Raw genomic sequence first — 14068 nt, 5'->3', positions numbered from 1 at the left:
TTACCCCTCCCCCAGATGATCCATAACTGAAAAGATATCCTTGTCGCCGCGCCCGCACATATTCATGAGCAAAATCTGGTCGCGGTCCATGACGGCGGCGCGCTCCACAGCGCGGGCGAGCGCATGGGCGGGTTCCAGCGCCGGGATGATCCCTTCCAGCGCGGCGCAGAGCTGGAACATTTCCAGCGCCTCGTCATCCGTGGCGGAGACGTATTTGACGCGCCCCGTCTCATGCAGCCAGGCGTGCTCCGGCCCGATCCCCGGATAGTCGAGCCCCGCCGAGATTGAGTGCGCGTCGGTGATCTGGCCGTCCTCGTTCTGAAGAAGATAAGTCCGGTTGCCGTGTAAAACGCCGGGCCGCCCGCCGGTGAGGCTCGCCGCGTGCTGTCCCGTATCGACGCCATGGCCCGCCGCCTCGACGCCGATGATCTCAACGTCCTTGTCATCGAGGAAGGGATGGAACAGCCCGATGGCGTTCGAGCCGCCGCCGATGCAGGCCATGATCGCGTCGGGCAGGCGCCCTTCGGCCTCCAGCATCTGTTCCTTCGCCTCGTGTCCGATGACCGACTGGAAGTCGCGCACAAGCTCGGGATAGGGGTGCGGCCCCGCGGCCGTACCGATGATGTAAAAGGTTGAATCCACATTGGTGACCCAGTCGCGCAGCGCGTCGTTCATGGCGTCTTTCAATGTGGCCGTACCGCTCGTCACGGGTATGACTTCGGCGCCGAGCAGCTTCATGCGGAAGACATTGGGCTTTTGCCGCTCGACGTCCGTCGCGCCCATATAGACGACGCAGGGCAGACCGAAGCGGGCGCAGACCGTGGCGGTGGCGACGCCGTGCTGGCCGGCGCCGGTCTCGGCGATAATCCGGGTCTTACCCATGCGCCGCGCCAGCAATATCTGCCCCATGCAGTTATTGATCTTGTGCGCGCCGGTATGGTTCAACTCGTCCCGCTTGAAATAGATTTTCGCGCCCTTGGTAGGGCCTGATTGTTCACGGACATACGCTGTCATGCGCTCGGCGTAATAGAGCGGTGAGGGTCTGCCCACATAGTGCTTCAGGTAGTGCTGAAGCTCGGTCTGGAAACCGGAGTCAGCCTTCGCCGCGCGGTATTCCTTCTCCAGCGCGAGCACCAGCGGCATCAGGGTTTCGGCGACGAAGCGCCCGCCGAAGATCCCGAAGCGGCCTTCGGCGTCGGGTCCGGTTCGATAGGAGTTGGGCTCTGTCACTTTCCAGACTTTCCCTCATTGCAGAAGCGCAAACACGCTCGGGTCGCGTGTGACGCTCGACGGATGAATTGATATTGCGCGGCCATCCTGCGAGGTCCGGCCGCCGCCGGACGCCTTCAGGACGAGGGGAGTACTACGTGAAGACCGGCGCTTATTCCACCGCCAAAGACGGAACCGGCATGCGCGCGACCAGATCAAGCCGCGCAATCGGCGCCCAGTCGCGCGGATGGATGATGTAGATGACGCCGGACGGGACTTCCTTTTCACCTTTGCGCGTCGTCGCGCCATAGAGCGGGGCGATGTTCGAATGGTTCGACAAGATGATGTTCTGGCCCGGATGCTGGCTAAGCTCGCGCGCGATCCGATCCTTGAAGGCGGCGATCGCGGACGCGTCGGTGCTCGCCTGCGCGGGGTGCGCTTCTACTGGCGCGCCGCCCGCCGTCAGCGCCGCCGTATCCCACGCCCGGCACATGGGACTTGTGTAGGCTTTCAGGATCGGCACGCCTTCCTCGGCCAGAATCGCGCCGAAACTTCGCGCCTGATAGAACCCGTCCGCGTCGAGGCCCCGCCCCGGCGCCAGCCGGCAGCCCTCTGACAGGCCCACTGCGCCTGTCTGCCCGCCCGGCGAATTGGCGTGGCGCATGAGGATCACATAGCCGCCGCGTTTCAGCGCCTCGAACGCCACAGACGAAGCCGCCTCATTGGGCCTTTGCATGTTCGCCGTGGCGCAGGCGCTCAAAAATGCTGCACAGATTGCTGCGCACAAAAACCGCAACATAACCTTCCCCTCGCTTTACTGTTTCGCTGCCGCAATGAAGGCTTTGATCTGATCAACATTCTTCTCGCCCGGCGCCGTCTCAACGCCGGAAGAGACATCAACGCCCAGAAACGCCGTCTGGCCTTTTTGCCCGGCGACCGCCCCCGCAACCGTCTGCGGCGTCAAACCGCCGGCCACAAGATAAGGCGTCTCGCCCTTATAGGCGGCGAGCAGCGACCAGTCGAAGGAAACGCCGTTGCCGCCCGGCAGGCCCGCGCCCGGCGGCGGCTTGGCGTCAAACAGGATGATGTCCGCCGCCTCGGCGAACTCATGCGCCGCCGTCACATCGTCCGCGCCCGTCACCGGGACGGCCTTGATGACGTCGACGCCGAACTCCGCCCCCAGCTCCTGACAGCGCGCGGCGTTTTCATGGCCGTGAAACTGAAAATGCGTCAGCAGGGGCGCGGCTTCGGACAATTCCTTTTCACCCGCGTCAACAAAGAGCCCGGCGAGGCGCGGCAGGGTAAACCCTTCGTCGAAACTCGCCTGTTTGAGATCGAGAATGATCTCTTCAGCGGCTTCCGGGCTGACGAAACGCGGTGATTTGCGGAAGAATACAAACCCCAGAAAATCCGCGCCCGCCCGCGCCGCTTCGATAGCGGTTTGCGCGTCCCTGACGCCGCAGATTTTAACCGAAGGGGCGCTCATGCCGGCATAACTTTACAAATTCGTCGCTTCCAGTTTCGGCGGCTCATGAGGGTTCTCAGGCTCGCCCGCCGGCGCCGCGGCCGATTTCTCAGCCGCTTCGGCGCGGGCGGTCATGGCCGCCAGCTCTTTTTTGGCGGCTTTCAGCTCGCGGCGATTATCGCGCGCCTGAGAGCGGCGCTCTCCGCCGGAGAGCCACATGCCGAGCGCGCCGAGCCCCACGCCGGTAAACAGCATCGCCATCAGCCAGAACCACAAAGGCAGGGCCGCTGTCGACATGGCCGGATTGTCCGCATTGAAAGGGTCGAGACTGATGGCGACAGGCATCCTGTTCGCCACCAGAAACAGCACCGCGACAACAAGAACAGGAATCCAGATCAGCCGGTAAAACCACTTTTTCATGGACGCCATTTTCGCAGATGCTGCGCCCCTGTTGCAAGCATGCTCATACGGCTTTTGCGCAGGATACAGCCATTAAAACGGTTCCGGCGTTCCGGGCGGCGGGGCGACGGCGCCCTCGGTGAAGCGCCCCTCGCCGTTCAGGCGGTCGCGCAGCTCCTTGCCCGCCTTGAAAAACGGCGCCCATTTTTCCTCGATCTGCACCGCCTCGCCGCTGCGCGGATTGCGGCCGGTGCGCGCCGGCCGGTGTTTTACCGAAAACGCGCCGAAACCGCGTAACTCGACCCGGTCCCCGCGCGCCAGCGCATCGGAGATTTCCTGAAAAACAATCGACACAATTCGCTCGATATCGCGATGAAACAGGTTCGGATTTTCATCGGCCAGCTTCTGAACCAATTCCGACTTGATCATGGGCGCCCCGTTCGCTTACGGCGCCTCGCCCCCTCGACTTTGGAAACGCCGTTAATTTCAAGCGGTTAACCTGTCAAAAGCAGGCTGCGGCGTCAAGGCGCTTCTCCCCTAAGCCGCGAGAAGATATGCCTTTTTTATGGATGACGCGCGCAATGACGAGACTTCCTTCGGCTTTCGCCGGGTGAAAACCGGCGAAAAGGCGGGGCTTGTGCGCGGCGTCTTCGACAGCGTGGCCGGGCGCTATGACATGATGAACGATCTGATGTCCGGCGGCGTCCACCGCATCTGGAAGTCCGTTTTTCTGGACCGTCTCTCTCCGCGTCCCGGCGAAAAGCTGATCGACGCTGCGGGCGGCACCGGCGATATCGCCCGGGGGTTTCTCATCCGGGCTGACGCGCGCCATGGCGCTGCAAACCAGCCGCCGGCGCGCGCCGTGATCTGCGATATCAACTTTGAAATGCTGAAAGCCGGCGAAGCGCGCCGCGACATGGCGGATTACAGCGACCGGCTGGCGCGCGTGACGGGCGATGCGGAGCGCCTGCCCTTCCCTGACCGGTCCGCCGACGCCTGTACGATTGCTTTCGGCATTCGCAACGTCACGGACATGGACGCCGCGCTTCGCGAATTCTTCCGTGTACTGAGGCCAGGCGGACGGTTTTTCTGCCTTGAGTTTTCTCATCCGGTCATGGAGGGGTTGCAGAAAATCTATGACGCGTATTCGTTCAACGTCATTCCCTGGCTTGGCGAGCATGTGGCGGGCGACCGGGACGCGTATCAGTATCTGGTGGAATCGATCCGCGCCTTTCCGGCGCAGGAGGCTTTTGCGTTGATGCTGCGCGAAGCCGGTTTCGCCCGCGTTTCTTATGAAAACCTCACCGGCGGCGTCGCGGCGATCCATTCCGGCTGGAAGGTATGAGGCGCGCATGATTTCCGCCCTCGCCGATTACGCCCGCCTCGCCCGCGCCGGTTGGACCCTGATCCGCAATGACGCGCTGATCCCGCGTGAATATGCGCATCTGGCGCCGGGGCCCGTGCGCGCATTCGGCGCCCTGACGCGCATTGCGACAAGACACAAAAACAAGCGCCCCGGCGAGCGGCTGGCCATCGCGTTTGAAAAGCTGGGACCGGCTTATGTGAAGCTCGGCCAGTTCATGGCGACGCGTCCCGACATTATCGGTTTTGATCTCGCCAATGATCTGGGGCGCCTGCAGGACAAGATGCCGGCCTTTTCCGAAGACGCCGCACGCCGGGAAATAGAAGCGGCGTTCGGCAAATCCGCCGACGCGTTGTTTGCGGCTTTTTCAGCCCCCATCGCGGCGGCCTCCATCGCGCAGGCGCACAAGGCGCGGCTTGAGGACGGCCGCGACGTCGCCGTAAAAATCCTCCGCCCCCGGATAGAACAGAAAGCTGCGCGCGAATTCCGCGCCTTTGCCCGCGCGGCGCACCATGTGGAAAGCGTTTCCAGAACCGCGCGGCGCATGGAGCCGGTGAAGTTTGTTGAAACCCTGAAAGAAGCCGCCGCCATCGAACTGGATCTCAGGATGGAGGCGGGCGCGGCGTCCGAACTCGCGGAGGATCTGTCCGATGAGCCGGGCGTTCGCGTGCCGGACGTCATCTGGCCTATGACCTCGCGCCGCGTCCTGACGGTCGAATGGATCGACGGCACGCCGCTGGGCGATATCGCCGCCCTCGACGCGCGCGGCGTCGACCGCAAGGCGCTCGCCAATCTCGTCATCCGCAGTTTTCTGAAACAGGCGCTGCATGTGGGCTTTTTTCACGCCGACATGCATCAGGGGAACCTGATCGTCGACAATGACGGCAGGCTGGCGCTCGTGGATTTCGGCATTATGGGGCGGCTCGATGAAAAGACCCGCAATGTTTTCGCCGAAATCATCTATGGCTTCATCACGCGCAATTATACGCGCACGGCCGAAGTGCATTTCGAAGCCGGGTACGTGCCGCCGGGCCATTCGGTCGACGCCTTTGCGCAGGCGCTGCGCTCCGTCGGCGAGCCCTTGCAGGGCCGCAACGCCGCACAGGTGGATATGTCCCGCGTGCTGCAGCAGCTTTTCGACGTGACGGAACTGTTCGAGATGCATCTGCGGCCAGAACTGGTGCTGTTGCAGCGAACCATGGTGACGGTGGAGGGCGTTGCGCGTCTTTTACATCCGGAAATCGATATGTGGGCGGCGGCGACGCCGGTGGTGAAAGACCACGTCAACAACGCCATCGGCGTCAAGGCGCAGGCGGCGAAGCTGAAAACAGCGACAGAGCGCGCGCTGGAAGTCGCACCGCGGCTGCCCGACTATGTGGACGCCATCGGCAAGGCGGCGATGCAGATCACCGACGACAGAATCGGCCTTTCCAAAGCGACGACGGACGATCTCGCCCGCGCCGTCTCCCGCGAGGGGCGGATCACCCGCGCCGCCCTGTGGTTCGCAGGGTTCGCCATGCTGGCGCTCGCCGCAACCTTGTTCCTGGCCTAACGCAGGCGGTCTTTTGCAATGGGAATCTCGGGCGTTTCATTGACCGTCTTCGCCGACTTTGTTGTCTCTGCGGATAAACTCCTTGCGCCAAGCGCGCCGAAAACGGCCATGGGGCCGAACGCGATCCATTGCGGCAGTTGCAATGGCGACAGCCCGAACGCGGCGATATAGCCCCAGCCAAGCACAAAGAATGCAGCCGCCAGTGCGGTCGCGAGCCAGGCGCTGTCAGCGCGCCGGCGCCAGAATAGCGCATCGGCGTAAAGCCCCGCCATGCCGGCGAGGACGATGGTCACGCCGTGCCAGCAAAGATAGAGCGTCATGCGCGGCAACGTATCGAGACCGCTTTCAAGAAGCGGGCGCGCAATCAGCCGCCCGCCGATCAGGACGTGCACCAGCGTCATCGCGAAGGCGATAAGGAGAGCAATGAAAATAAAGGTTTTTTTCATTTCCGGGCCTTCTTTGAGCGCGTGACATCGGCGCGGTGAAGGACTATCTATAACCCCGTTATGGCGCGCGAAACAAAACGTAATCTTCTGATCATCGGCGGCGGCGTCGCGGCGTATAAAAGCCTTGAGCTGATCCGCGATCTCGCCCGGCGCGGGATCGCAACGCGCGCGATCTTAACACGCGCCGGCGCTGAATTCATCACGCCGCTTTCCGTTGCCAGCCTCACCGGCGAAAAGTGCTATACGGATTTGTTCGACCTCACCGACGAAGCCGAGATGGGTCATATCGAACTTTCGCGTTCGGCCGACCTGCTTGTGGTCGCGCCCGCCACCGCCGATCTGATGGCGAAGGCGGCGAACGGGCTGGCGAACGATCTCGCCTCAACCGCGCTTCTCGCCACGGACAAGCCCGTGATGATGGCGCCCGCCATGAATGTGCGGATGTGGGAGCACGCGGCGACACAGCGCAATCTTGAAACGCTGAAACGCGACGGCGTGACGATGATCGGCCCTGACAAGGGCGACATGGCCTGCGGCGAATTCGGACCGGGCCGCATGGCCGAGCCCGCCGATATGGCCGACGCGATCGAGGCTTTTTTCCTGAAAGACGCATCCGGTCCGCTAAAGGGCAAGCATATACTTGTCACGGCGGGACCGACGGTCGAGCCTATCGATCCGGTGCGCTACATCGCCAACCGCTCCTCCGGCAAGCAGGGTTACGCCATCGCTGCGGCGCTCAGAAATCTCGGCGCCGACGTAACGCTCGTCACCGGACCGTCCGGCGAAAAACCGCCCGCCGGCGTTGATATTGTACGCGTCGATACGGCGCGCCAGATGATGGCGGCGAGCCAGGCCGCCTTGCCCGCGGACTGCGCCATATGCTGCGCCGCTGTCGCCGACTATCGCCCGGCGATTGAGACGACCCACAAGATCAAGAAGGAGCGCGGCGGACTGACCGATCTTCCGTTGACGGAAAATCCGGACATTCTGAAAACCATCTCGCAGATGAAAGAGGGCCGCCCGCGCCTCGTCATCGGCTTCGCGGCGGAGACCGACGACGTGCTCGGCCACGCGGAAGCCAAACGCAACCGCAAGGGCTGCGACTGGATCGTCGCCAACGATGTCTCGCCCGGCGCGCATTGCGCCATGGGCGGGACTCGCAACAGCATTATTCTGATTACGGAAAAAGGCGACGAGACCTGGCCGGAAATGTCGAAGATTGACGTCGCGCGCGGCCTGGCGGAGCGCATCGCGGAAGTCTTGCGCGGGCCGGCGCTGGTCAAGGCGGCGGAGTAGGGAAATATGGACGTCGCCATCATCGTGCCGCTGATCGTGTTCGCCAGCATCGTCCTGATCGTGGCGATGCCGTTTTATTTCCGCTATCGCAACCGGCGCGTCATTTACGAAGCAATTAAAATCAGCGTGGAGAAAACCGGCGAGGCGGACCCGAAACTGATCGCCGCCATCACCCATGATACGATCGGCCCGAACGCGGATTTGCGCCGCGGCATCCTTCTCATGGCCTTCGCCGTCGCGCTCGGCGTTATCGGGTTTTACGCCGGCGGCGAATTCCTCGACCTGCCCTTGTGGTCTGTCGCCTTCCTGCCGGGGCTGATCGGCGCGGCTTATATCGGGCTTCACTTTTTCGTCCCGCGCGAGCCGACGGTCTGACACCCGCCCATGAACGAGGCGTTCGACTTCCTCCACGCCATGATCGGCGAGCGCCCGATCGAGATCGCGGCCGTTATTCTCGGCCTGTGCAACATCACGCTCTTGATCCGCCGGTCGATCTGGAACTACCCGTTCGGCATTCTCATGGTGATCCTCTATATGCGGATCTTCTATGACGCGAAGCTCTACGCCGACGCGGGGCTTCAGGTATTTTTTCTCATTGTACAGATCTACGGCTGGGCCTACTGGCTGCGGCGCCGCGACGCCTCGGGCCTCGTCATCGTCCGGCGCATCACCCGCAATCAGGGGATCGCCTACGCCGCCGCCGGCGCGGCGGGCGTCGCGCTGATGGGAACGCTGCTGGCGCGCTTGACCGACGCATCGCTGCCCTATTGGGATTCCACCATCGCAGTTTTCAGCGTCATCGCGCAGATTTTGCTGGCGCGGCGCCGGCTCGAAAACTGGCTCGTCTGGGTCGGCGTCGACATTGTCGCCGTAGGGGTTTACTGGGCGAAGGGACTTTACCCCACGGCGGGGCTTTACGCCGTCTTTCTCATTCTCGCGACGCTGGGCTTTTTCGCCTGGCGGCGCGCCTATCACACGGGCGAAGCAGTGGAAACATGAGCGACATCGTCACCAAACCCCGCGGCTTCGTGCTCGGAAAATTCATGCCGCCCCATCGCGGTCACCTGTTTTTATGCGACACGGCCCGCCGCATGGTCGACAAGCTGACCGTGCTGGTCTGTTCGACGCCGGATGAGCCGGTTCCGGGCAAGGCGCGGTTTTTGTGGATGGCCGAAGCCGTCCCTTATGCGCGTGTCCTCCATTGCGACCGCGACCTGCCGCAGGAGCCCGCCGATCATCCTGATTTCTGGCGCATCTGGCGCGAGGTGATTGAGGCGTTCCATCCCGAGCCTATTGACCGCGTCTTTGCGGGCGAGCCCTACGGATTTCGCCTCGCCGAGGAACTGGGCGCCGAGCCCGTCATCATCGATCCCGACCGGGAGGCGTTCAGCATTTCGGGAACGGCGATTCGCAAAAGCCCGGCGGCGCACTGGGACGATATCGCCGCGCCCGCCCGCGAAAGGTTTCAAAAACGGCTTTGCATTCTGGGGCCGGAAAGCACCGGCAAGTCCCGCCTCGCCGCGCACCTCGCCGATCGCTTCCGTACACGGATGATGCCGGAATACGGCCGCGCCTATGACGTCTATTACAAGCAATCGCGCTTCGCGAAAGGCACGCACTGGACCGGCGCCGATCTGATGATGCTCGCCGAAACCCACGCCGCCATGCGCGCGGCGCTGGCGCCGCTGGCCGGGCCGCTGTTTATCGAGGACACCGACGCCATCCAGACCGCCGTCTGGGCCGAACATTTGCTGGACGAGCCCTTGCCCGCGCTTGAGCGTTTCGCGGCGCAGGACACGGCCGATCATTATCTGCTGCTCTCACCCGATACGCCCTGGTCCGATGACGGCGTGCGCTACGCCGGGGCGCCGGAAACGCGGGCATGGTTTTTCGACGCGGCGAAGGCGCGGCTGGACCGGCTTGGGCTTTCCTATGACGTGATTTCCGGCGCCGACTGGGAAAAGCGCAGCGCCGAAGCGGAAAAGGCGGCGGAAGCCTTGCTGGCGGCGCCCGCCGCCGCCGGGCGCCGCGGTTGAAACCGGCGAGTCGAATGCGGTTTGTCTAAGCTTTCGTCAGCGGGTCCCCACGCTTTAGGCGTTGAGGTTCATGTGAACTTTTTTGTACGACTCAAATTAAAACCAAACGTCAGCTTTTCGCCGATAGCAGTGATTCAGTTCTACTTTATGGTATGTAGATTAAATTGCTTTTCCAGAGTCGCCGCACGCGCCATAAGTGTGTCTGGTTGTTTTCGTAATGAGGGCGCGCGAAGCAATATCGCAAGTTGTGCAGCTTCAGAAACACTCAGCTCATTTGCTGCTTTATTAAACATCGAACGCGCCGCTATTTCGATCCCATACTCTCTTCGGCCAAAATATGCGTATTTAAGGGTATGCCGCAATAACGAAAGATTCTCGAATGAACGGTCCAATTGGCATGAGATTAAAAATTCCGTTACACCAGTTTTCAATGAATAGTCTTGCCGATTGAAAATCATTCGCGTTACTGAGTACGATACAGTTGCGCCGATCGGTGTTTCGTTCGAACTGAACAAATCACTCCATAGAGCGATTAGGGTTGCACATGGACGATCATCGATGTTCCACGTTCTCTTATATTCGTTGAAAGCGATTACTCGTTCAGTGACACTCATCGGTGAAATTGCCTTTCCGGAGAAAGTGACGGCAAGTTCGCTCTGGGAAATTATAACGTTTGCATCACGCCATAACCAACTGACATACGCAACAATGGTAATTGCTATTGTCAGGGCCAACAAAATTATCGATTGCCATATTCTCACTAGCACATCCTCAAGCATCTTCTCAGCCGCACATAAAGCTCAAGCACTTCTCTAAAATATTCCTGCTTGAACCAAGAGCGGACATTCAGCGTCAATCTGTAGCGCCGTCTGTTTCATCAGATTTTACCACAATGCTGCAGCGGCGACGGAGCTTTTTGATGGTGCGCCGCGCGCAACATCATGCGCCTCCTGATGGAATCATCGCCCCCCGTTTCGCCGTCAGATTGCGCGTCATAAGGCGTAGAGGAGCATTTCCCGTCCAACGGGGCCCCAACCCCGTTCGACTGGTGGATAGATATCCACCCCTCCGGACCCTGCCCTATACTGCGCGGCAGTCCGGATACGGAGAGGCGGTAAGCGCTGCCGTAGCTTGCTGATCCGGATCGCGGCGCGCGGGCGGTTGGCGCCCCCGTTACTCCAAACGCATGTAATCCATGCGGACGGGGAATCGGACGTCAACTTAGTCCCGGCCTGTTGCTGCAACCGAGCCCCCCGGGTGAAACGCGCGTGAACGCATCTTACGGGAGCGGGAACGCGCGCCGGCGGCATTCGGTTGGCGATGATGCATAAGCCGCGCGCGGGACGCGATGCGTCCGTGTTTTAATTTGACGAGGATGTTTCGCGTCTCGCGCACCCTCTCCACCTCATACGCTCGGGGGTTATCGCCCACGGCGACGAGGACCCGTGTTCGTCATTCCGGCCTGACGGCGTCAGAATACGGAATTCATGGCGTAAAAGACGCCGCTTGGAGAATGGTTGAGACGCTTCACAAAACGAGAATACGCCGCTCAAAACGCGGCGCCGATTTCCGCCAGCAGCCGCGCCATTGCATCCGGCGGCGGCGCTTCAACCGCGACCGGGTCCCTGTTCTTCGAAATCGGAATGATGAGGCGGCGCGCATGCAGCATCATCGGCGTATCGCGGTCTTCCGGCGCCCGATTCCCGTACGGCGTTCCATATTGGGGATCGCCGATGATCGGCGCGCCGAGCGCGGCCAGGTGCACGCGGATCTGGTGGGTGCGGCCGGTCTTCGGCTTCGCCTCGATAAAAGCGCGGCCTTCATGTTGCGCAACCACGCGATAGGTGGTGCGCGCGGTTTGCGCGCCGTCTTCGCCGCCGTCGGCGATTTCAACGCGCCAGCCGGACCCGCGCGGGACTTTTTTCAGCGGCGCATCAATGGCGCCGGACAGTTTTTCGGGAACGCCGTTTGTTACCGCCCAATAGGTTTTTTCCACCTGGCCCCCGGCGAACAGCTTGCCGAGTTTGCGCAAGGCCTTTGGATGGCGCCCGAGCGCGAGGCATCCGGAGGTGTCGCGGTCGAGACGGTGGGCGAGCGCGGGGCGGCGCGGCAGGCCGAAGCGCAGCGCGTCAAAGTAATTTTCGAGATTGTCGCCGCCGCCTTTTTTCCGGGAAGAGGGGCCGGCGTGAACCGGCAAACCGGCGGGCTTGTCGATCACCAGCATCAGCCCATCGCGATAGAGCAGACGGTCGAGGAGAAAATCCGATGCGTAAGCCATTACAAAGGGCGATGAAGAAACGGCGTCGCATAAAAACCCGCATCCCAGGGCGCGAACGCAACGCGTTTGCCGCGAAAGACGCAGCACGGGAAATGACAGGCCGGGCGCCAGGCGATAAACGCGCGCATTCAAGAGTTCCCGCGCAGGAAATCGCGAAGGGGCGCAAACCCCGTCACCAGCTCCTCATAGACGGCGCGCTTGAACGGTACGATGAGGCCCGGCGCGTCTTCCAGCTCGCCCCAGCGCCATGCGTCGAACTCCTGATGATCGTCCGCCTCCAGATCGATTTCGCTTTCCTTCCCGGTGAACAGCATCGCCGCCCATTTCTGGCGCTGGCCCTTCCAGCCCTTTTTCTTGTAACCGGCGGGAAATTGATAGGCGACCCAGCCGGGCGTCAGCGCCAGAAGGCGCGCGGAGGAAACGCCGGTTTCCTCTTTCAGTTCGCGAAAGGCGGCGGCGGCGATATCTTCTTGCGGATCGACGCCGCCCTGGGGCATCTGCCAGCGGAAATCATCCGGCCCCTCGCCAAGACCGGAAAAATCGCCGACGCGGCGGCCATACCACACCTTGCCGGCGCGGTTGAAAAGACAGACGCCGACATTCGGGCGGAAGTTTTTGAGGAAATCTTTCTGGCCCATAAGCCGCGCGCGAACCCTGATTACTGCGATGCGCTCCTGCTTACCGGATGGCGGCGCGCGAACGCAACAGCGCGGAGACGGGTGCGTGGGCGATCTCCTTGTTTTCGAGCGTGCGCGCCCAGGCGGCGATTTCGTCGATGGTCGCCGCGTAGGCGTAGGTTTTGCCGATGGCGAAGCCGTCGCGCAGGGCCGTCTGTTCGAGCGCTGCGAGCTCGCGCTGGACTTCTGCAACAGCATTCGCATCCGCCGCAGCCGGGATCATCCGCGAGACGCTGGCCATGGGCAGGCCAAGCTGCGCGCCGGCGCGCGCCGCAGCGCCGGTGTCGTCCACATAGCCGACGCCCGCGTCGTTCAGCTTTTGCAGAACCGGGCTGACGGCGGCTTCGTCGGCGGTGAATTTCGCGCCCATGTAATTCGTCGCCGCCACATAGCCGCCGAACCGCGACATCAGCCAGTCGAGCCGCTGCAGGTTTTCCTGCGGCGTGCGGTCCGAAAGGAGGGCTGCGGCGCCGAGCGCCTTGGGGTTCGCGCCATAGCCTTCCATGGGCAACTCGATCAGCACCTCATGGCCCGCACGGCGCGCCTTTTGCGTCCAGAATTCGAGGTTTTTGGCGTAGGGCGCAAAGGACAGGGAAACTTCCGGCGGCAAATCGTCGATCGCCCGTTCGGTGATCGCCGCATTCAAGCCGAGACCGCCGACAATGACGGCGAGACGCGGCGTATTGCGCGCGCCCTCAAACGGCTTTGCGTAATATTGCACCGCCTTGCGGCCGTCCGGCGCCACGCGCGGAATGCGCCCGAGCGAAGTTGTCTGCAACATCGCCGGATCGGGGTCGGGTATGGGGCGCGCCTGTCTCAGCGACGCCGCGCGCGCCGGCGCGGCGGGGTCGGACTGACCCGGAATGCGGATAATCACATCGCCGCCGGTATTGTCTTCCTCTTCCTCGACAGTGAAAAATTCGTCCTCATCCGGATAAATCAGCGTCAGGCGGTCTTGCGTTTCCGCGCCGTCGGCAAGGGCGAACTCAACGCTCCCCGCTTCTTCCGCGGCGTCCTGCGATCCATCCTCCACGGCCAGAGGCGGCGGTTGCAGCCGCTCTTCACGGGGCGGCGGCGCGGCGCGCGCGAGCATTTCAATCTGATCAACGGGCAGGGCGATGCGCCCGAATCCGGTCTCGCTCACGGAGGCGCGGTAAAAGCCTCCTGCGGTAAGCGCAACGGCGCCGAGGGCGCCAAGCCATGCAAGGCTCAGACGACTGATGACCGGAAATTTCATTCGGCGGCGGCGTTGCATGCTCAGCCTGACTTCATCATACGGCGCGGGCGCGCTCTTGCGCATGTTGCAATTACACGGGCAAGGCGGCGGTTTCTATCGGGCCAGCCTAG

Annotated in this window: 16 protein-coding genes; 6 read left to right on the top strand and 10 right to left on the bottom strand. The window is 62.3% G+C overall.

Going from position 1 to position 14068, the window contains the following annotated elements; all coding sequences use genetic code 11:
* The 5 genes from trpB to ACQK2Q_RS15410 form a co-directional block, all read right to left on the bottom strand.
* Positions 1-1230 carry a tryptophan synthase subunit beta gene (gene trpB / locus ACQK2Q_RS15430; RefSeq protein ID WP_425410636.1) on the bottom strand — a complete coding sequence of 410 codons (1230 nt, stop codon included), beginning with the start codon at positions 1228-1230 and terminating at the stop codon, positions 1-3.
* A 151-nt stretch (positions 1231-1381) separates the two neighbouring features.
* Positions 1382-2008, bottom strand: a complete 627-nt coding sequence (locus tag ACQK2Q_RS15425) for a histidine phosphatase family protein (RefSeq protein ID WP_425410635.1) — start codon at positions 2006-2008, stop codon at positions 1382-1384.
* Between the two features lie 15 nt (positions 2009-2023).
* On the bottom strand, positions 2024-2695 hold the full coding sequence (locus ACQK2Q_RS15420; RefSeq protein ID WP_425410634.1) for a phosphoribosylanthranilate isomerase: 672 nt from the start codon (positions 2693-2695) through the stop codon (positions 2024-2026).
* A gap of 12 nt (positions 2696-2707) precedes the next feature.
* Complete coding sequence (locus ACQK2Q_RS15415) at positions 2708-3094, bottom strand: LapA family protein (RefSeq protein WP_425410633.1); 387 nt, start codon at positions 3092-3094, stop codon at positions 2708-2710.
* 72 nt (positions 3095-3166) lie between these two features.
* Positions 3167-3502 carry an integration host factor subunit beta gene (locus ACQK2Q_RS15410; protein ID WP_425410632.1) on the bottom strand — a complete coding sequence of 112 codons (336 nt, stop codon included), beginning with the start codon at positions 3500-3502 and terminating at the stop codon, positions 3167-3169.
* Positions 3503-3638: 136 nt separating this feature from the next.
* Between ACQK2Q_RS15410 and ACQK2Q_RS15405 the strand changes: the two genes are divergently transcribed.
* On the top strand, positions 3639-4418 hold the full coding sequence (locus tag ACQK2Q_RS15405; protein WP_425410631.1) for a class I SAM-dependent methyltransferase: 780 nt from the start codon (positions 3639-3641) through the stop codon (positions 4416-4418).
* 7 nt (positions 4419-4425) lie between these two features.
* On the top strand, positions 4426-5988 hold the full coding sequence (gene ubiB / locus ACQK2Q_RS15400) for a 2-polyprenylphenol 6-hydroxylase (RefSeq protein ID WP_425410630.1): 1563 nt from the start codon (positions 4426-4428) through the stop codon (positions 5986-5988).
* Here ubiB and ACQK2Q_RS15395 read toward each other — a convergent pair.
* On the bottom strand, positions 5985-6434 hold the full coding sequence (locus ACQK2Q_RS15395; protein WP_425410629.1) for a hypothetical protein: 450 nt from the start codon (positions 6432-6434) through the stop codon (positions 5985-5987). The two genes, ubiB and ACQK2Q_RS15395, sit on opposite strands and share 4 nt — an antisense overlap.
* A gap of 60 nt (positions 6435-6494) precedes the next feature.
* Between ACQK2Q_RS15395 and coaBC the strand changes: the two genes are divergently transcribed.
* Genes coaBC through ACQK2Q_RS15375 form a run of 4 tightly spaced genes read left to right on the top strand, consistent with a single transcriptional unit; the run spans position 6495 to position 9766 of the window.
* Entirely contained in the window at positions 6495-7730 is a 1236-nt protein-coding gene (gene coaBC / locus ACQK2Q_RS15390) for a bifunctional phosphopantothenoylcysteine decarboxylase/phosphopantothenate--cysteine ligase CoaBC (RefSeq protein ID WP_425410628.1), read from the top strand.
* 6 nt (positions 7731-7736) lie between these two features.
* Positions 7737-8105, top strand: coding sequence for a DUF6249 domain-containing protein (locus ACQK2Q_RS15385; protein WP_425410627.1), 369 nt, complete (start codon positions 7737-7739; stop codon positions 8103-8105).
* A 9-nt stretch (positions 8106-8114) separates the two neighbouring features.
* Positions 8115-8729 (top strand): nicotinamide riboside transporter PnuC, encoded by a 615-nt coding sequence (pnuC, locus tag ACQK2Q_RS15380; RefSeq protein ID WP_425410626.1) that lies wholly within the window; start codon positions 8115-8117, stop codon positions 8727-8729.
* Complete coding sequence (locus ACQK2Q_RS15375; protein ID WP_425410625.1) at positions 8726-9766, top strand: AAA family ATPase; 1041 nt, start codon at positions 8726-8728, stop codon at positions 9764-9766. Before pnuC ends, ACQK2Q_RS15375 begins: the two co-directional genes overlap by 4 nt.
* Before the next feature lie 140 nt (positions 9767-9906).
* Here the strand turns inward: ACQK2Q_RS15375 and ACQK2Q_RS15370 are convergent, their stop codons facing one another.
* The 4 genes from ACQK2Q_RS15370 to ACQK2Q_RS15355 all read right to left on the bottom strand — a co-directional run bounded on the left by ACQK2Q_RS15370 (position 9907) and on the right by ACQK2Q_RS15355 (position 13958).
* Positions 9907-10545: a transglycosylase domain-containing protein gene (locus tag ACQK2Q_RS15370; protein ID WP_425410624.1), complete on the bottom strand. Its 639-nt coding sequence runs from the start codon at positions 10543-10545 to the stop codon at positions 9907-9909.
* Between the two features lie 770 nt (positions 10546-11315).
* Positions 11316-12044, bottom strand: coding sequence for an RluA family pseudouridine synthase (locus tag ACQK2Q_RS15365; RefSeq protein ID WP_425410623.1), 729 nt, complete (start codon positions 12042-12044; stop codon positions 11316-11318).
* Positions 12045-12172: 128 nt separating this feature from the next.
* Positions 12173-12682 (bottom strand): RNA pyrophosphohydrolase, encoded by a 510-nt coding sequence (locus ACQK2Q_RS15360; RefSeq protein WP_425410622.1) that lies wholly within the window; start codon positions 12680-12682, stop codon positions 12173-12175.
* A 40-nt stretch (positions 12683-12722) separates the two neighbouring features.
* Positions 12723-13958, bottom strand: coding sequence for a divergent polysaccharide deacetylase family protein (locus ACQK2Q_RS15355; RefSeq protein WP_425410621.1), 1236 nt, complete (start codon positions 13956-13958; stop codon positions 12723-12725).
* Positions 13959-14068: the final 110 nt, after the last annotated feature.

This window comes from Hyphococcus sp. (genome assembly GCF_965228385.1).
Classification (GTDB): domain Bacteria; phylum Pseudomonadota; class Alphaproteobacteria; order Caulobacterales; family Parvularculaceae; genus Hyphococcus.
This window is presented reverse-complemented; position numbering and strand designations above follow the sequence as displayed.